Origin of the sequence: Neisseria sp. HMSC075C10, assembly GCF_001815615.1 — a bacterium.
Classification (GTDB): Bacteria; Pseudomonadota; Gammaproteobacteria; order Burkholderiales; family Neisseriaceae; genus Neisseria; species Neisseria subflava_A.
Genome location: NZ_KV821269.1, coordinates 125,166 through 141,482, shown reverse-complemented (window position 1 = coordinate 141,482; position 16,317 = coordinate 125,166). Strand labels below are relative to the sequence as shown.

The following is a 16,317-nucleotide window of genomic DNA, read 5'->3' as shown; positions in this document are numbered from 1 at the left end:
ATCGCCATTATTGAAAAGGATTAAATGATGGAAGCAACTGTCTATCTTGAAGACAACGAATACATCGCGTTGTGCGACTTATTGAAATTGGCCGGCCTTGCCGAAAGCGGCGGACAGGCAAAAGCATTTATCGCCGAAGGGCTGGTGTTGCGCAACGGCGAAACCGAAACCCGTAAGACCGCCAAAATACGCGGCGGCGAAGTGATTGAGTTTGACGGCGCACGCTTGGAAATTGCCGATGGATACGACCCTGAAGAATAAAGCCGAAGCCATCTTGGGCGAACCGCTTTTAGACGAACCTGTCCGCCCCGAGTCGTGGGAATGTTGCGGCAGCGAATGTGGTGATGCCTGTATTCAGACAATGTATTGGGTGGAAAAAGCCCAATATGACGCGCAACAGCGGAAATTGAAAGAAGCAGGTTGGACTGATGGCGAAGATGGTGCAAAGGCCGTCTGAAAAAGGTTTAGTTGAATAACACCATGCTTTTTAAGAATTTTCACTGATACGTCGTTGTTTTTAGTTTGCGATAAGAAAATAAAAAAAAACGCAATAAAAAAGGGTATGCGTATACATACCCTTTGAAAGTTAGATAGAAAACGGCATTATGGAAAACAAATGACGGAATAAGATTTGCGGTTGGTCAACTCATCTCATTCCGCCTTGTTTTACAATCACTCAGGCGATGTTTCGCCCGCAAGATTTTCGATTTCTTCGCGATGCGCGTCAAACCATGAGCCGACCACTTGATTGACTTCGTCCATGCCTTGCTTTTTCAGGCTGGAGAACAGTTGAACGCTGATTTTTTGGCGCTCGGTGTAGGGTTTGAGTGATTTTTTAACCGCCGCCAAAGTTTTAATCTGGTCGTTTTTAGACAGCTTGTCTGCTTTTGACAGCAGGATATGCACAGGACGGCCGGTGATGTGGAAGAAGTCCAGCATTTGAATGTCTAAAGCTTTGAGCGGATGGCGCGAGTCCATAATCAAAATCAGGCCGATCAGTTGGCGGCGTTGTTGCAGGTAGTCGCCCAAGAGTTTGACCCAGTGCGCACGAATGGCCTCCGGTACTTGCGCGTAGCCGTAGCCGGGCAAGTCGACCATGAAATTGCCGTTTTCCAGCTCAAAGAAATTGATGTGTTGGGTGCGGCCCGGTGTTTTGGAAACGTAGGCAAGACGCACATGATTGGTTAAAGTATTGATGGCGCTGGATTTGCCGGCATTGCTTCGGCCGACAAAGGCAATCTCGGCCGGCGTGTTGGGCAGGTCTTTCAGATGGTTGACCGTAGTAAAAAATTTGGCGTTTTGAAAAAGGTTCATCAGCATTTCCTTGCATGGAAACAAAACTGCAACATCATAATTTGTATCGGGCATTTATGTTGCAGCAGTTTGGTAATTTGAGTAGTAATTTAATGTAAACTTGGTATAGAATAGCACGTTTATAGAATTATCGGTTTTAATCGGGAAAATTCCCCGGTATTTGAGTATAAAAAAGGCATTGACGCGGTACGCAATGCTGTAATCAGGAGCACTCCATGAAACGATTGACTTTATTGGCCTTGGTATTGGCTGCCGGTGCGGTTTCCGCTGCCCCTAAAGCAGATGCTGAAAAAGGCAAACAGGTAGCGACTACTATCTGTGCGGCGTGTCACGCAGCCGATGGTAACAGCGGTATCGCAACTTATCCTAAACTGGCAGGTCAGGCCGCGGCCTACACCTACGGTCAAACCATGGCCATCAAAGACGGTACCCGTACCCACGGTGCTGCCGGCGTGATGAAACCGATGGTGATGAACTTGTCCGAACAAGACATCCGCGACGCTGCCGCCTACTATGCCAAACAACAAGGCAAACCGGGCGAAGCCAATCCTAAAGAAAACCCAGAGCTGGGCGCGAAAATCTATCGCGGCGGCCTGAGCGCTAAAAAACTGCCGGCATGTATGTCTTGCCACGGTCCTAGCGGCGCAGGTATCCCTGGCGGCGGTACTGAAATCCAAGCCTATCCTCGTCTGGGCGGCCAGCACAAAGCTTACGTTGTCGAGCAAATGAAAGCTTACCAATCCGGCCAACGCAAAAACGCCATCATGGCCGATATTGCCAACCGCCTGAGCGAAGAAGAGTTGAACGCAGTAGCCAACTTCATCCAAGGTTTGCACTAATTTCGTTTTGAAACGAGCTTATTGATACAGGCCGTCTGAAAACCCTTCAGACGGCCTTAGCCAATATATGCCGATAAGCCTGATTGGTTTTTTCAAATAGCGACAGCAAGATTTTGACTACAATATGCAGTATTCTTCCTTTCGCATCATAACGTCCATCGTAGCCCGATTGATTGGGTTGTTCAAAGCCGACAGTTGAAACATGAGTAAATCTTCATCATCCGTCCCACTTATCCGTAGACCATGGTTTGCCTTTTTCAGCTCCATGCGCTTTGCCGTTGCTCTGCTCAGCCTGCTGGGCGTGGCTTCGATTATCGGTACGGTCTTGCAGCAAAACCAGCCACAAGTCGATTATTTGGTGAAATTCGGCCCGTTTTGGTCGCACATTTTCGGCTTTTTGGGCCTGTACGACGTGTACGCCTCGGCGTGGTTCGTTATCATCATGATGTTTTTGGTGATTTCCACCGGATTGTGCCTGATTCGCAATGTTCCGCCGTTTTTGCGCGAGATTCGTTCCTTTCGTGAAAACGCGAAGGAAAAATCATTGGCGGCAATGCGCCATTCCATCGTTTTAGACGGACAGGTGACGCCCGAAGTCGCGCAACGGTATTTGGAAGTACAAGGCTACGGCTGCAAAACCGTTACGCGTGAAGACGGTTCGGTTTTGGTGGCGGCGAAAAAAGGCGCGATGAACAAATGGGGCTATATCTTTGCCCATGCCGCGCTGATTGTGATTTGTTTGGGCGGTTTGATAGACAGCAATATCCTGCTGAAAATCGGCATGCTCACCGGCCAAGTCATGCCGGACAATACTGCGGTTTACGCCAAAGACTTTAAGCCCGAAAGCGTGTTGGGTGAATCCAACCTGTCGTTTAGGGGTAATGTCAATATCGCGGAAGGGCAGAGCGCGGATGTGGTGTTTCTCAATGCGGATAACGGCATGCTGGTGCAAGACCTGCCGTTTTCGGTCAAATTAAAGAAATTCCATATCGACTTTTACGATACCGGTATGCCGCGTGATTTTGCCAGCGACTTGGAAGTAACGGACAAGGCGACCGGAAAAGTCAGCGAACACACTATCCGCGTCAACCATCCTTTGACGCTGCACGGTATTACGGTTTATCAGGCAAGTTTTGCCGACGGCGGCTCTGACTTGACGTTTAAAGCCTGGAATCTGGCTGATGCCGACCGCACTCCGGTCAAACTCAAAGCAACTTCCATGCGCGAGTTTCCGCTGGATTTGGGCAAGACCTCTTATAAACTGGAATTCGACCAGTTTACTTCGATGAACGTCGAAGACATGAGCGAGCCGTCTGAAAAAGAGCAAAACCTGAAATCCGCCATCAACGATGTTCGCTCTGTCCGTCAAGAAGGAAAAAAATACACCAACATCGGCCCGTCTATCGTTTACCGCATCCGCGACAAAGCAGGGCAGGCTGTCGAATATAAAAATTACATGTTGCCGGTAAAACAAGATGAAGACTATTTCTTCATTACCGGCACACGCAGCGGCTTGGCGCAGCAATACCGCTGGTTGCGTATTCCGATGGATAAAAACGGCCAAATCGACACCTTTATGGCTTTGCGTCAATATCTGAAAGACGATGCGGCACGCCGTAAAACCATTGCCAACGCCGTTAAAGGCGCGCCTGCCGAAATCCGTGAGCAATTCATGGCGGCGGCGGAAAACACCTTGTCGATTTTTGCCAAAGGCGGCTATTTGGCTTTGGACGAATTTGTTACCACCAACATTCCGAAAGAGCAGCAGGAAAAAATGCAGGGCTATTTCTATGAGATGCTCTATGGCGTGATGAATGCCGCTCTGGAAGATACGATCAGCACATACAATCTGCCGGTTTGGCCGCAAGATGAAAAACGCAACCGCTTCCTGCTGCATGCAATGGATGCTTACACCGGTTTGACCGAATATCCCGCGCCGATGCTGCTGCAACTGGAAAGTTTTACCGAAGTACGCTCTTCCGGCCTGCAGATGACCCGTTCGCCGGGCGCATTCTTGGTGTATTTGGGTTCGGTATTGCTGGTGTTGGGTACGGTGTTTATGTTCTATATTCGTGAAAAACGTGCTTGGCTGCTGTTTTCAGACGGCCGTATCCGTTTTGCCATGTCTTCCAGCCGCAACGAACGCGACTTGCAGAAAGAATTTCCGCAACACACACGGCAATTGCAGCAGCTTGCCAAGGATTTGAACCATGAATAACAAACATCAGGCCTTGCCCGAGCATGAGCTTCTGACACACAAATCATTTATCCGAAACCTCAACCTTTTCGACTGGGCATTCGCGCTGCTGATTGCAGTCGGTGCGTTTATTGCCCAAACCCAGGCTGGTCTGCATATGGACATCTACGAAATGGTAATTTTGTGGGTGAGTGCCGGTATTGCCGTTTTTCTGGGTTGGTTTTTCAAACCGATGCGCTGGTTTATCCCTTTGGGCGTGTGCTTGGCGTATTTGGCCGTTGATTTGTATGGCGGCGACATCAAACGCGCAGACGGTTTCCTGCTCAAATACCTGTTAAGCAGCCAGTCGGCGATTATGTGGCAATGCGCGTTTGTGTTCTTTGCCTTGTTTGCCTATATCGTCGGCGCGATAGCGGCGGTGCGCAAAAATGTGCCGTCCAATACGCTTTTGGGCATGGGTACCGTGTTTGCGTGGGTTTCCGCGATGGCGGGCTTTGTCGGTTTGCTGGTGCGCTGGCATGAAAGCTATCTGCTGCGTCCCGATGCCGGCCATATTCCGGTCTCCAACCTTTACGAAGTATTCATCTTGTTCTTGGTTATTACGGCGCTGATGTACCTCTATTACGAAGGTCGTTTTGCCGTACAAAAACTGGGCGGCTTCGTGTTCAGCTTTATGGCGATTGTGGTCGGATTTGTCTTGTGGTACAGCGTTTCACGCGAGGCGCATACCATCCAGCCGCTGATCCCTGCTTTGCAGTCTTGGTGGATGAAAATCCACGTTCCGGCCAACTTTATCGGCTACGGCGCATTCTGTATCGCCGCCATGTTGGGTATTGCCGAACTGCTGGCACTCAGAAAAGAAGATGCAGGCAAAAAATCATGGCTGCCGCACTCGCAAGTCATTGAAGAAGTGATGTACAAAGCGATTGCCGTCGGTTTCCTGTTCTTCACGATTGCCACCATTCTCGGCGCATTGTGGGCGGCTGACGCGTGGGGCCGCTATTGGAGCTGGGACCCGAAAGAAACTTGGGCATTCATCGTTTGGCTGAATTACGCGGTCTGGTTGCATTTGCGGCTGGTGGCAGGCTGGCGCGGCAAAGTGTTGGCTTGGTGGGCGGTCATCGGCCTGATCATTACCGCCTTTGCCTTTATCGGCGTGAATATGTTCTTGAGCGGCCTGCATTCTTACGGCACTTTGTAAGCAGCCTATCCCACACTTTATTTCAGACGGCCTTTTTCCGTTTTCGGAGAAAACGCCGTCTGAATCGTTTTTAATCATTTTTTCAGACGGCCTCAAACCATGTTGGTATTAGGAATTGAATCATCTTGCGACGAAACCGGCGTTGCGCTCTACGATACTGAGCGCGGCTTGTTGGCGCATCATTTGCACACACAGATGGCGATGCATGCCGAATACGGCGGCGTTGTCCCCGAGTTGGCCAGCCGCGACCATATCCGCCGTGTCGTGCCGTTGACGCAAGGTTGCTTGAAGGAAGCCGGCGTTGGCTATGCCGATATTGACGCGGTTGCCTTTACGCAAGGCCCGGGCTTGGGCGGCGCATTGCTGGCTGGTTCAGGCTTCGCCAATGCCTTGGCATTTGCCATCGGCAAGCCCGTTATCCCTGTTCACCATCTTGAAGGCCATTTGCTCTCGCCCTTGTTGGCAGACGACAAGCCTGAATTTCCATTTGTTGCTTTGCTGGTGTCGGGCGGACATACGCAATTTATGGCTGTACGCGGTATCGGCGATTACACCTTGCTGGGTGAAAGTGTGGATGATGCGGCAGGCGAGGCATTTGATAAAACAGCCAAGCTCTTGGGCCTGCCTTATCCCGGCGGTGCCAAATTATCCGAGCTGGCCAAACTCGGTACGCCTGATGCCTTCACATTCCCACGCCCCATGCTCCATTCGCACGATTTGCAGATGAGCTTTTCCGGTTTGAAAACAGCCGTTTTGACCGCTGTCGAAAAAGTCTGTGCTGAAACCGGAAGCGATGAAATTTCGGAACAAACACGCAACGACATTTGCCGCGCTTTCCAAGATGCGGTAGTTGACGTATTGGCGGCCAAAGCCAAAAAAGCGTTGTTGGATACCGGCTTCAGAACTTTGGTGGTTGCCGGCGGCGTGGGTGCAAACTGGAAACTGCGCGATGAATTTTCGCGCTTAACCGTCAAAGTGCCGTCTGAAAAAGGCAAACCCAAACCGCAGGAAGAAAAAATCAATGTTTATTTCCCGCCGATGGCATACTGTACCGACAACGGCGCAATGATTGCCTTTGCCGGTGCGATGCGTCTTGCCGAGCGTCAGGCTGTCGGCGCATTCAATGTCAAACCGCGCTGGCCGCTGTCGGATATTGTGAAGCAGGGTTGATAATTAGACTGTTTCGGTGCAATGAAAGGCCGTCTGAAAACCTAAAGACAGGGTTTTCAGACGGCCATTTAACTAAATGGATTTATGTTGTGAAGTCTCTTTGTAAACAAAGGAATACCGGTTATCCCGGAATTTCGATTTTGGTTTCCGTTTTCGCGAAATTCATTACAAATTGGCTTTTGAAATTGCGTACTCTGTTGACGGAAGTGAGCACGCGGCGCGTGAAGGCGTGATAAGCGGGCATATCGGTGCAATGCACCAACAGCAAGAAATCATAATTGCCGGAAATTTCATAACACCCGACAACTTGCGGCTCGCGCTGCATACTGCGTTCAAATGCTTCTTGCACATCATGGTACTGGCGTTCGAGGTCAACTTGGACAAAGACGCTAATGTTCAAACCGACTGCCTGCGGCGAGACGATGGCGGCTTGGCGGAGGATGACGCCTTGTTCGGTCAGGTTTTTGATGCGCCGCTGGCAAGTGGCAATCGACGAATGCACTTGTGCGGCCAATTCTTTCAGCGGAATGTCTGCACGTGTTTGGAGAATGGTGAGGATATTGCGGTCGAGTTTGTCCAGCTCCATTTCAGACGGCCTTTGAATGTAATATTTTTTGATTTTTTAATCATAATAGAAAAATTATCGTTGTAATATAAAAAAATATGAGAAATTTTTTCACACATTTTCTTTACAATATCAATATTGATTTATTGAGGAAGGCCGTCTGAAATGACGAATTTATCCAAAGGTTTGCTGGCGGCCATAACGTCCAATGTGTTGTTTGCCATGCTGTTTCTGTACGGCGTATGGATGCAGCCGATGAGTGGCACAGAAATTTTCGCGTGGCGTATGGTGGCGATGTTGTCGGCTTTATGCGTGCTGATGACGATGGTCAACGGTTGGCGGGCGGCGGCGCGGTTTGCGAGCAATATCGGCCGCGATTGGAAGCGGTGGCTATTGATTGTATTGCCGACGCCGATATTTGCCAGCCAGTTGTGGCTGTTTGTCTGGGGGCCGGTCAACGGGGAAGGGGTAAACATCGCCATGGGTTATTTCCTGTTTCCTTTGGCGATGATGCTGGGTGGACGGATTTGGTTTAAAGAGCGTTTAAACCGATTGCAGACGGTTGCCGTTGCGTTGGCGTGTGCAGGCGTGGCATGTGAATTGGTACGGTCGGGTGCGTTTTCGTGGACGACTGTATGGGTGTTCGGCACCTATCCGTTTTATTATCTGCCACGCCGAAAACTGGGTGTGCCTTCTTTAATCGGTCTGACTTTTGATTTGATGATGATTACGCCATTTGCGTTGGCGTATATTATATTTGCAACGGATACGCCGGCGATGATTGCGGCCAAACCGGTTTTAATTTTCTTTATTGTGTTGCTAGGCTTCAATAGCGCAATATCTATGCATTTGAATTTGAAGGCGAGTCAGTTGTTGCAGGTTGCGGTGTTCGGCATGTTGAGCTATTTGGAGCCTGTATTGCTTTTTATTGTGTCGATTGTATGGCTGGGTGAGCCGGTGCAAAAAGGCGCATTGATCGGCTATGGCCTGATTTGGTCGGGATTGTGCGTGATGATTGTCAATGGCTTGTTGGGAATGAAGAAAGAAAAGAAATTGGCTAAAGCTTGATGATAGATTGAGGCCGTCTGAAAAATGGGTTGACCAATATTTTCAGACGGCCTTTGATATTGAAAGGGATGTATCGGATACGTCCCTTTTGTTTTACCAGCTTTGGGCAATACGGTCGGCTTCTTGCAGGCGTTCGACTGTGCCGACGTCCAACCAAAGGCCGTTGTGGTGTTCGCCGCTGATTTGGCTTTGGCTCATGGCCTGACGTAACAGAGGGGCAAGTTTGGCAGCCTGATGCGCCGGGGTATCTTTGAAAAGTGCGGGATGATAAACGCCCACGCCGCTGAAAGTTAGGGCTTGGCCGTCTGAGGATGAGGCGGATACCAGGCCGTCTGAAAGCAGGCCGAAGTCGCCTTCGGGGTGATGGGGCGGATTGTCCACCAGCCACAAATGGGCGAGAAGGTTGTGTTCCTGCATACGCTGGGCAGCCAGTCGTGCAGCTTGGAAATCAATGTCAGTCAACACATCGCCATTGACGACCAAAAACGGCTCGTCGCCCAAAAGAGGCAGGGCGGTGGCAATGCCACCGGCGGTTTCCAGGCCTCCGGCGAGTTCTGGAGAATAGGCAATGCGCACGCCGTAGTCCGAACCGTCTTTCAAGGTGTCTTCGATTTGCTGGCCAAGCCAGGCATGGTTGATGACGATTTCAGTAAAGCCGGCCTTCCGCAGGCGGCGTAAGTGCCAGCCGATAAGCGGCATGCCTGCCACTTCGAGTAAGGGTTTTGGCGTGTGGTCGGTCAGCGGGCGCATGCGTTCGCCGCGACCGGCGGCCAATATCATTGCTTTCATGGGTGTGCCTATAATGTGTGAAACAGAAAAAGTCTCAGGCCGTCTGAAAAAATGAAACCGATGTTTCAGACGGCCTGAGACCTTTATTTATGCCAAAGATTTGAATTGCCTACGAAAATACAGCAATGCCGGTGCCTGCGTGTCGGTATTGCGGATTTCGTTGAGCTGAACGAAAAAGACGTAATGCGTGCCGATTTCGCGTTGATCGACAATGCTGCCGTGCAGGTGCGCCAGCGCACCTTCGACTTCAAGCTGTCCGGTTTGTCCCCTGTGCCAAATATGGTATTCGAAGCGTTCTTCGGGCGAGAGGTCGGTCAGTCCGGCAAAGTGTTCAGCAACATCCTGTTGGCTGTCGTTGAGCGTGTTGATGCACAAGTCACGGTTGCCTTGCAGGATGGGAATGATGGCGGATTGGCGGTTGATGCACAGCATGACCGTCGGCGGCTCATCGGTAATGGCAGTTACGGCAGTCATAGTAATGCCATAGCGTCCCGTTTCGCCGTCTGTCGTGATAACGTGTACGCCGGCGGCACAGGAGGCCATGGCATCTCGAAATGGTCCCTTGAGTGTGTGTGTTGAGTCTGTCATCCGACTTTCTTTATTTTAATGCCTGTTCGATTTTTGCCAGCTCTGCCAAGAGTTCTTTGAGTTGTGCCATTTTTTCTTTGGACAGAACTTTTTCAATCGCATCGTAGCGTTCGTCAACCAATGCACCGATGGATTCATAGAGTTTCTCACCTTCGGGCGTTAGTTTCAGATAAACACGGCGTTGGTCGTTGGAAGGCTTCAGGCGAACGGCCAAACCTGCTTTTTCCAGGCGAGTCAGAATGCCGGTCAGGCTGGGGCGAAGGATGCAGGCCTGATTGGCCAAATCTTGAAAGTCGAGTGTGCCGTTTTCCGCTAAGAGCCGGATGATACGCCATTGCTGGTCAGTAATATTGGCTTGGTTCAGAATAGGGCGGAATTGGGTCATCAATGCTTCCCGTGCCTGAATCAGACCGATATTGATAGATGCATGTTTAGATTGGTTGGGCATTACTAAGTCTCCGGTGTTATCAAAAATCAAACCGTTGAAGCGTGAGGTAGATTGATAAAGGCGAATATTGCTGTTTTAAGGCTGCCATCGGCAGCCGGGTCTATGGGAACAAAAGCATCACTGCCACGATATTAGATGAGAATCTCTAACAGTTTGTTTTGATAATAATGTTTCCAATTGTTCTTATGGTTATATCTTAGTCTATTTTCTTTATAATCTCAACAAAATGATATGTTATTGGGAAAGAGATAGTTTATTTATTTATGAAATTGAATTGTTTGAATGTATTCAGGTGAAATTATTCTTTAGATTTCCTATTTTTAGTGGATTTTCAATGAATTTAGCTGAAGATATTTGCCAAGTAAATTCTGATTTTTAATCCGATATAACTGGAAAGTCCGGATGTGTGATGAATCATTTTGCCATCTTTTAATATGATAATGGTTGGTGTGACGGCTATGTTCCATTTTTGAGCCATCAGGCCGTCTGAATCGTTGAAGTTTGGAAAGGATAGATTGTTTTGTTGCATATGGTGGGTAATGTCCGCGTCACTTCCGGAGCGCAAGGCTACGCCCAATGTTGGGATATTGTCTTGGTGCAGTTTTTCTATGGTTGATGATGTGTATGAACAAATACGACACCAGCTGCCCCAAAAATAAACGACGGCAACCCGATTTTGGCTGAAGGATTGGAGGGAAGTGGTTTGACCATTGGTTAAAGTCAGTGTTTGTGCTGCCGACTGCAAAGGTTGGTCAGGCTTGCGCACCCAGTCGACAATCAGGGATAAGAAGATGAAGAGAATCACAGCCTGAAGCAATGATTTGGCGTAGTGGAGCAGGGTTTTCATCATATATTGCGGGGATATTGGATTATTGTTTGATAAATGAAAAAAGCCTTGCAAAGCAAGGCTTTTTGATTCGATTCTGAAAACGTATTAACGTTTGGAGAATTGTTTTGCGCGACGTGCTTTGCGCAAACCAGGTTTTTTACGTTCAACTTCACGAGCATCGCGAGTAACGAAGCCTGCTTGAGACAGGGCTGGTTTCAGAGCTGCATCGAAGTCGATCAGTGCACGGGTGATGCCGTGACGGATGGCGCCGGATTGACCAGTTTCGCCACCACCGGTTACGTTAACTTTGATGTCGAAAGATTCGGCATTTTCAGTCAGAACCAGAGGTTGACGTACAACCATGCGGCTGGTTTCACGTGCGAAAAATTCGTCAACGGGACGGCCGTTTACGATGATTTGGCCGGTACCTTTAGTCAAGAATACACGAGCCACTGAACTTTTGCGGCGGCCTGTGCCGTAGTAGTATTTACCGTTCATGTCGTGTCCTTATTATTTCAGTTCCAAAACTTTAGGTTGTTGTGCAGCGTGGCCGTGTTCGGCGCCGGCGTACACTTTCAGTTTTTTGATCATGGCGTAGCCCAGAGGACCTTTAGGCAACATACCTTTTACGGCTTGTTCCAAAGCGCGGCCTGGGAATTGCTCTTGCATTTCGCGGAAAGTGCGCTCGTAGATGCCGCCTGGGAAACCAGAGTGACGGAAGTATTTTTTGTCTTCGAATTTAGCACCGGTCACGCGCAGTTTGTCTGCGTTGATGACGATGATGTAATCGCCGGTATCAACGTGAGGGGTGTATTCGGGTTTGTGTTTGCCGCGCAGACGGTGTGCGACTTCGGCTGCGACACGACCCAGAACTTTGTCTTCTGCGTCAATGACGAACCATTCGCGCTTCACCTCGTGGGGTTTTGCAGAGAAGGTTTTCATGGTTGGAATCCAGATATATATAGAAAGTTATGGATTTTAAAGAGGAGATTGGTTTTTGTCAATCTTAATCGAACGTGTTTGATGCATGAATATGCGGTTTTTTCAGACGGCCGGAAATCTTTACGAAAGTCTTTACTTGGAAAGGGAAAAGCCACACCTGTCGGTATGGCTTTTTTAGGGAATCCCCACGAGTGCCGTTTAGGCTGAATCCGCTTGAACCTTGCTGACAAGGCGGTCACCTCGGGTAGTTTCGGGTGCGTCCGATAAACGGACACTCGCGCCCACTACAGCTCCCGGCAACCTAAAGCGAACGTATTGGTTCAAAGGAATGTATGCCTTCGCGAACACCGCAGGGAAAAGGGGAAAATCAGTTTTACTCCAAGCGCGCCAGTGCTTTTTGGCACGCGTTGTTCATGTCGGTTATTCTACGCTCAAATTCACCGATTGCCAAATCGTCGTTGAGGGTGGTTTTTAAGAGGTCGTGTACGACGTTGAGGGCTGCCATGACGACGATTTTGTCTGTGCCGACGATGCGGCCACTTTCTTTAATCGCATCGCTTTTTTTGTTTAGCATTTCAACGGCTTGCAGGAGGGTGGCTTTTTCTTCACTCGGCGTGTTGATGGTGAAGTTGACATTCATGATGTCGAGATTGACTTGTTCGATACTCACGGGGCATCCTTTTATTGTTGTGTTTCTTGGGGCAGTCGGGCAATGAGGCTGCGGATTTGGTCTGCACTTTGGGCCAGCGTGTTGCGGTAGTTTTCTTTTTCGGCAGTCAGGTTGTCAATTTTGCTTTGCAGGTCTTCTTTGAGTTTGCCGACTTGAACCAGCAAGGCTTCGCTGAGTTCGTCAATGGCCGCATCGTGTTGGCGTTTTTGTTGCTCTTGCTCGAGTTTGAGTCTGTCGATTTCCTCGTTGAGACGGCGGTTTTCTGAAACCAGCGTTTCAAATTTTTGGACAAGTTGGTAAACGTTGATTTCCAGATTGTTCAGTGATTGGTTCATGTGTTTCCCTTCAGACGGCCTTATGGCCGTCATATTGTGCGTCAGGCCGTCTGAATGGCAGACGGTGCGACCGTTTACTCGAAGCGCGCGCTTCGTTCCATCAGTCGTTCAACGACTTGCTGCGGCGTCATTTCTTTGCGGATGAGTTGCAGCAGGGTTTGAGTGATAGGCATATCGATTTGGTATTTGGCGGCGGTGTTGAAGACTTCTTCAATGGTGCTGACGCCTTCGGAAACGTGGCCGATTTCGACAAGCACTTGATGCAACTCTTTGCCTTCTGCGAGGCCGAGGCCGACGCGGCGGTTGCGCGAGAGTGCGCCGGTACAGGTCAGGATAAGGTCGCCGATGCCTGCCAAGCCCATCATGGTTTTGGGTTGTGCGCCCATGGCGATGGCAAGGCGGGTGATTTCGGCAAGGCCGCGTGTTACTAAGGCTGCGCGTGCATTGAGGCCGTATTCGAGGCCGTCTGAAAGGCCGGTGGCAATCGCCATGACGTTTTTAACGGCACCGCCCACAGCGACGCCGATGACGTCGGTGCTGCCGTACAGACGCATCACGTTGGTGTTCAGTTGGGCAGTGGTTTCCTCCACCCAGTCTTTGTTTTCGGAAGCAAGCACGACGGCGCAAGGCAGTTGGGCTGCAAGTTCTTGGGCAAAGCTCGGACCTGAGAGAACGCCGATTTTTTTATTGTTAGGCAGGACTTCTTTCAGTACTTGGAAAGTCAGAAGGCCGGTATCTTGTTCAAAACCTTTGCAGGCGGCGAGAACGGGAATATCGGCGGCGTTATGCTGTTTGAGCAGCTCGGCGCTGCTTCTGAGTCCGGCTACGGAGGTCACGATCAGGGCAAGTTGGCTGTCTTTCAGCGCTTCGCCCAAATCGGCATGAGCGGTCAGGGACTCAGGGAAAGGGAAGCCGGGCAGGCCGCGTTTGTTTTCGCGATCTGCTTGCAGGGTGCGGATTTGGTCGGGATTGCGTGTCCAAAGGGTAACTTCATTGTTGTGGTGCGCAAAGTGCAACGCGAGAGCTGTACCCCACGAACCTGCGCCGATGACGGTAATTTTCATGTTTCTCTTCCATATGGGAACGGGGCTTACTTTAAAACAAACGGCTTTGGGGTGCAAGGGCGGCGTTTGTGAAAAATTTTTTGTGCCGTTTAAAAAGCCTTAGGCCGTCTGAAAGTTCAGACGGCCTGCTTCGGTTTATGATTTATTGTTACCGGAATGGTAGGCATCGTAGGCGTAGTAGTCGTAGCTGTTGTTGGCTTCGTGCTTCATGCCGTTGAGGACGACACCTTTGATGTTGATGTGGTTTTGTTTGAGGCGTTCGACGCTGGCCTCAAGCTCTCGTACACGCGTGTGCGCATAACGGCTGATCATCAGGACGGTGCCTGCATGTTGGCCGATGATGACGGCGTCGGTCACGGCCAATACGGGCGGCGTGTCCAAGATGACGTAATCGTAGCGTTGGCGCGCGTGGGTGAGCAACTCGTTGAAACGTTTGTCCATCAAAAGCTCGGACGGATTGCTAGGATAGCTGCCGCTGCTGATGAGGTGGAGGTTTTCAATGCCGGTCTCTTGTACGGCTTTGGCCGGAGCCGCTTTGCCGTTGAGGATGTCAGACAAGCCGAACTCGGGGGTAAGGCCGAAGAGTCGGTCGAGGTAGCCTTTGCGCATATCGGTATCGATAAGCAGAACGCGTTTGCCTGACTGCGCCATTACGGTGGCGAGGTTGGCGGAGATAAAGGATTTACCTGCTTCAGGCGCGGCACCGGTAATCATGAGGATGTTGTTAGGCGCGTCCAGCATGGAGAAGTAGATATTGGTGCGTAGGGCGCGGATGGCTTCGACGGCAGTATCGGCGCGGTCTTCACTGGCCAGCAGATAGTTGGAACGGCCGCCGGTTTTCTTGAATTTGCTTTTGAAGAAGTCGCGTTTTTGCTGGGTTTTGGAGTGCGGAACAAGAGCGACGACTTCCAAATTGAGGTTTTCGATTTCTGCAGATGACGTAATGCCGTTTTTCATGCGGTTGCCGATCATGAGCCACAAAGCGGTCAATGAACCTGCGGCAAGTGCGCTCAGGAGTGTGATGACGGCTTTGCGCGGGGCAACAGGGTTTTCAGGAACATAGGCATAATCGACGATGCGTACATTACCTTGCGCACTGGCTTTCATGATGTTGAGTTCTTGTTGTTTGCTCAACAGTTGGACGTAGGTAGCCTGGTTGGTTTCTACGTCGCGGGTCAGGCGGATAACTTCTTGTTGGGTATTCGGTAACTCGGCAATTTGTTGATTAATTTTGTTTTTAGCGCGCTCGAGAACGGCAAGTTTGTCCAATACGGCTTTATAGGAAGGGTGTTCCGGCGTGTACAGCTCGGCTAAGCCTGCTTCTTCGGTTTTGAGCAGGGTAATTTGGGTTTCGATGCTGGTCAGGCTTTCCAATGCGCCTTTGGACTCGAGTGGAATGTCGAGAGAGCCTGATTGTTGGCGGTAGGCATTGAGTTTGTTTTCAGCGTCTTGCAAGGTTTCTTTCAAGCGTGGCAATTCTTCGCTGATGAAGGCCAAACCGCTGGATGCAACTTGGACGTCGCGTTCACGGTTTTGCGCAACGTAGTTGTCGGCAATGCTGTTGAGGATGACGCTGGTACGTTTAGGGTCGGTGCCGGTAAAGGCAAGGTTGATGATGGGGCTGGTTTTACCTTTGCTGATAACAGCCAGTTTGTTTTGGATGTTTTCGATCGCACTGATGCGGGAGAACTTGGTCAACGCAAATTCTTGACCCGGATTGGCCAATATTTGATCGATTTTGAGGATGGTGTGATTGTTGATTTTCAGAGGCACGCCGACCTTGCCTTCGACGACGCGTTTGTCAGGCAGGGTAAGGGTATAGGCCTTGTTGCTTTTGGCGGTCAGCGTGAAGGTTTTGTTGAACCATTCGTCTTGTACGGTAAAGCTGCCGACGGTCAATTTAGGATCGGGGTCGCCGCTGATATTGTGCATCAGGCTGCCGATAACGGGTGTGTATTTGGCTTTGACTTCTTGGTCAAGCTGAAGGTCATCGACGGTTTTACCCAGCACCAAGCGTGATTGAACCAGCTCGACTTCTGCTTCAGACGGCGTGGTTTGGTTGTTGAAGATGCTGTTGATTTCGGTCAGGATTTGGTTTTGTCGCGTTTCAATTTCCAGCATAGCATCGGCACGGTATTGCGGAGTGGATGCCAAGCTGAAGGCTGCGCCAAGAACGCCGCCTGCAAGCAGGGCAGCGAGGATTTTGTATTTATTTGTCCAAATTACGCGCAGCTGTTGGCCGAAGTCGATGTCGTCGTTGTCTGCGCTGTAAGGTATGTAGGTCGTTTTTTTCATTGC

19 protein-coding genes and 1 other RNA gene are annotated in these 16,317 nt (G+C 50.1%); 7 read left to right on the top strand and 13 right to left on the bottom strand.

Features of this window, described 5'->3' with window-relative positions:
- Window positions 1–27 precede the first annotated feature (27 nt).
- Together HMPREF3047_RS09575 and HMPREF3047_RS09570 are read left to right on the top strand one after the other, a co-directional pair.
- Window positions 28–261 (top strand): RNA-binding S4 domain-containing protein, encoded by a 234-nt coding sequence (locus HMPREF3047_RS09575; RefSeq protein ID WP_002221492.1) that lies wholly within the window; start codon window positions 28–30, stop codon window positions 259–261.
- Window positions 239–457: a hypothetical protein gene (locus HMPREF3047_RS09570; protein WP_070713735.1), complete on the top strand. Its 219-nt coding sequence runs from the start codon at window positions 239–241 to the stop codon at window positions 455–457. The genes HMPREF3047_RS09575 and HMPREF3047_RS09570 overlap by 23 nt, the downstream gene beginning before the upstream one ends.
- Before the next feature lie 215 nt (window positions 458–672).
- On the opposite strand, the gene yihA is transcribed toward HMPREF3047_RS09570, so the two are convergent.
- The gene (gene yihA, locus HMPREF3047_RS09565) at window positions 673–1,314 is read right to left on the bottom strand and encodes a ribosome biogenesis GTP-binding protein YihA/YsxC (RefSeq protein ID WP_070713733.1); all 642 of its coding nucleotides are present in this window, start codon (window positions 1,312–1,314) and stop codon (window positions 673–675) included.
- Between the two features lie 215 nt (window positions 1,315–1,529).
- Between yihA and HMPREF3047_RS09560 the strand changes: the two genes are divergently transcribed.
- The 4 genes from HMPREF3047_RS09560 to tsaD all read left to right on the top strand — a co-directional run bounded on the left by HMPREF3047_RS09560 (window position 1,530) and on the right by tsaD (window position 6,721).
- Window positions 1,530–2,153, top strand: coding sequence for a c-type cytochrome (locus HMPREF3047_RS09560; RefSeq protein ID WP_003684518.1), 624 nt, complete (start codon window positions 1,530–1,532; stop codon window positions 2,151–2,153).
- Between the two features lie 265 nt (window positions 2,154–2,418).
- The gene (locus tag HMPREF3047_RS09555; RefSeq protein ID WP_070584671.1) at window positions 2,419–4,371 is read left to right on the top strand and encodes a cytochrome c biogenesis protein ResB; all 1,953 of its coding nucleotides are present in this window, start codon (window positions 2,419–2,421) and stop codon (window positions 4,369–4,371) included.
- Window positions 4,364–5,551, top strand: a complete 1,188-nt coding sequence (gene ccsB / locus HMPREF3047_RS09550; RefSeq protein WP_070584672.1) for a c-type cytochrome biogenesis protein CcsB — start codon at window positions 4,364–4,366, stop codon at window positions 5,549–5,551. Before HMPREF3047_RS09555 ends, ccsB begins: the two co-directional genes overlap by 8 nt.
- Window positions 5,552–5,650: 99 nt before the next feature.
- On the top strand, window positions 5,651–6,721 hold the full coding sequence (gene tsaD / locus HMPREF3047_RS09545) for a tRNA (adenosine(37)-N6)-threonylcarbamoyltransferase complex transferase subunit TsaD (RefSeq protein WP_070584675.1): 1,071 nt from the start codon (window positions 5,651–5,653) through the stop codon (window positions 6,719–6,721).
- 121 nt (window positions 6,722–6,842) lie between these two features.
- Here the strand turns inward: tsaD and HMPREF3047_RS09540 are convergent, their stop codons facing one another.
- The gene (locus tag HMPREF3047_RS09540) at window positions 6,843–7,307 is read right to left on the bottom strand and encodes an Lrp/AsnC family transcriptional regulator (protein WP_070584677.1); all 465 of its coding nucleotides are present in this window, start codon (window positions 7,305–7,307) and stop codon (window positions 6,843–6,845) included.
- 144 nt (window positions 7,308–7,451) lie between these two features.
- Here HMPREF3047_RS09540 and rarD point away from each other — a divergent pair, with 144 nt between their 5' ends.
- A complete protein-coding gene (rarD, locus tag HMPREF3047_RS09535) occupies window positions 7,452–8,354 on the top strand; it encodes an EamA family transporter RarD (RefSeq protein WP_070584678.1) in 903 nt (300 codons plus the stop codon).
- A gap of 93 nt (window positions 8,355–8,447) precedes the next feature.
- Here the strand turns inward: rarD and murU are convergent, their stop codons facing one another.
- The 11 genes from murU to HMPREF3047_RS09480 all read right to left on the bottom strand — a co-directional run bounded on the left by murU (window position 8,448) and on the right by HMPREF3047_RS09480 (window position 16,314).
- Entirely contained in the window at window positions 8,448–9,143 is a 696-nt protein-coding gene (gene murU, locus HMPREF3047_RS09530; protein ID WP_070713729.1) for an N-acetylmuramate alpha-1-phosphate uridylyltransferase MurU, read from the bottom strand.
- An 87-nt stretch (window positions 9,144–9,230) separates the two neighbouring features.
- Window positions 9,231–9,731: a 4-hydroxyphenylacetate 3-monooxygenase, reductase component gene (gene hpaC / locus HMPREF3047_RS09525; RefSeq protein ID WP_070584680.1), complete on the bottom strand. Its 501-nt coding sequence runs from the start codon at window positions 9,729–9,731 to the stop codon at window positions 9,231–9,233.
- Between the two features lie 10 nt (window positions 9,732–9,741).
- On the bottom strand, window positions 9,742–10,179 hold the full coding sequence (hpaR, locus tag HMPREF3047_RS09520) for a homoprotocatechuate degradation operon regulator HpaR (RefSeq protein WP_003684610.1): 438 nt from the start codon (window positions 10,177–10,179) through the stop codon (window positions 9,742–9,744).
- 340 nt (window positions 10,180–10,519) lie between these two features.
- Window positions 10,520–11,029: a protein disulfide oxidoreductase gene (locus HMPREF3047_RS09515; protein ID WP_210399763.1), complete on the bottom strand. Its 510-nt coding sequence runs from the start codon at window positions 11,027–11,029 to the stop codon at window positions 10,520–10,522.
- Window positions 11,030–11,113: 84 nt separating this feature from the next.
- Complete coding sequence (gene rpsI, locus HMPREF3047_RS09510; RefSeq protein ID WP_003681515.1) at window positions 11,114–11,506, bottom strand: 30S ribosomal protein S9; 393 nt, start codon at window positions 11,504–11,506, stop codon at window positions 11,114–11,116.
- Window positions 11,507–11,518: 12 nt separating this feature from the next.
- On the bottom strand, window positions 11,519–11,950 hold the full coding sequence (gene rplM / locus HMPREF3047_RS09505; protein WP_003684605.1) for a 50S ribosomal protein L13: 432 nt from the start codon (window positions 11,948–11,950) through the stop codon (window positions 11,519–11,521).
- A 178-nt stretch (window positions 11,951–12,128) separates the two neighbouring features.
- Window positions 12,129–12,309, bottom strand: a non-coding RNA gene (gene ssrS / locus HMPREF3047_RS09500) — 6S RNA.
- A gap of 14 nt (window positions 12,310–12,323) precedes the next feature.
- Window positions 12,324–12,620 (bottom strand): cell division protein ZapA, encoded by a 297-nt coding sequence (zapA, locus tag HMPREF3047_RS09495; RefSeq protein WP_070713721.1) that lies wholly within the window; start codon window positions 12,618–12,620, stop codon window positions 12,324–12,326.
- A gap of 11 nt (window positions 12,621–12,631) precedes the next feature.
- Window positions 12,632–12,955 carry a hypothetical protein gene (locus HMPREF3047_RS09490; protein WP_070713718.1) on the bottom strand — a complete coding sequence of 108 codons (324 nt, stop codon included), beginning with the start codon at window positions 12,953–12,955 and terminating at the stop codon, window positions 12,632–12,634.
- A 74-nt stretch (window positions 12,956–13,029) separates the two neighbouring features.
- Entirely contained in the window at window positions 13,030–14,019 is a 990-nt protein-coding gene (locus HMPREF3047_RS09485; protein WP_070713716.1) for an NAD(P)H-dependent glycerol-3-phosphate dehydrogenase, read from the bottom strand.
- Window positions 14,020–14,154: 135 nt separating this feature from the next.
- Window positions 14,155–16,314 (bottom strand): polysaccharide biosynthesis tyrosine autokinase, encoded by a 2,160-nt coding sequence (locus tag HMPREF3047_RS09480; protein ID WP_070713713.1) that lies wholly within the window; start codon window positions 16,312–16,314, stop codon window positions 14,155–14,157.
- Window positions 16,315–16,317: the final 3 nt, after the last annotated feature.

Coding starts and splice junctions, on each gene's coding strand:
- HMPREF3047_RS09575 (WP_002221492.1), top strand. CDS start 28: ATGGAAGCAACTGTCTATCTTGAAGACAACGAATACATCGCGTTGTGC.
- HMPREF3047_RS09570 (WP_070713735.1), top strand. CDS start 239: ATGGATACGACCCTGAAGAATAAAGCCGAAGCCATCTTGGGCGAACCG.
- yihA (WP_070713733.1), bottom strand. CDS start 1,314: ATGAACCTTTTTCAAAACGCCAAATTTTTTACTACGGTCAACCATCTG.
- HMPREF3047_RS09560 (WP_003684518.1), top strand. CDS start 1,530: ATGAAACGATTGACTTTATTGGCCTTGGTATTGGCTGCCGGTGCGGTT.
- HMPREF3047_RS09555 (WP_070584671.1), top strand. CDS start 2,419: ATGCGCTTTGCCGTTGCTCTGCTCAGCCTGCTGGGCGTGGCTTCGATT.
- ccsB (WP_070584672.1), top strand. CDS start 4,364: ATGAATAACAAACATCAGGCCTTGCCCGAGCATGAGCTTCTGACACAC.
- tsaD (WP_070584675.1), top strand. CDS start 5,651: ATGTTGGTATTAGGAATTGAATCATCTTGCGACGAAACCGGCGTTGCG.
- HMPREF3047_RS09540 (WP_070584677.1), bottom strand. CDS start 7,307: ATGGAGCTGGACAAACTCGACCGCAATATCCTCACCATTCTCCAAACA.
- rarD (WP_070584678.1), top strand. CDS start 7,452: ATGACGAATTTATCCAAAGGTTTGCTGGCGGCCATAACGTCCAATGTG.
- murU (WP_070713729.1), bottom strand. CDS start 9,143: ATGAAAGCAATGATATTGGCCGCCGGTCGCGGCGAACGCATGCGCCCG.
- hpaC (WP_070584680.1), bottom strand. CDS start 9,731: ATGACAGACTCAACACACACACTCAAGGGACCATTTCGAGATGCCATG.
- hpaR (WP_003684610.1), bottom strand. CDS start 10,179: ATGCCCAACCAATCTAAACATGCATCTATCAATATCGGTCTGATTCAG.
- HMPREF3047_RS09515 (WP_210399763.1), bottom strand. CDS start 11,029: ATGATGAAAACCCTGCTCCACTACGCCAAATCATTGCTTCAGGCTGTG.
- rpsI (WP_003681515.1), bottom strand. CDS start 11,506: ATGAACGGTAAATACTACTACGGCACAGGCCGCCGCAAAAGTTCAGTG.
- rplM (WP_003684605.1), bottom strand. CDS start 11,950: ATGAAAACCTTCTCTGCAAAACCCCACGAGGTGAAGCGCGAATGGTTC.
- HMPREF3047_RS09490 (WP_070713718.1), bottom strand. CDS start 12,955: ATGAACCAATCACTGAACAATCTGGAAATCAACGTTTACCAACTTGTC.
- HMPREF3047_RS09485 (WP_070713716.1), bottom strand. CDS start 14,019: ATGAAAATTACCGTCATCGGCGCAGGTTCGTGGGGTACAGCTCTCGCG.
- HMPREF3047_RS09480 (WP_070713713.1), bottom strand. CDS start 16,314: ATGAAAAAAACGACCTACATACCTTACAGCGCAGACAACGACGACATC.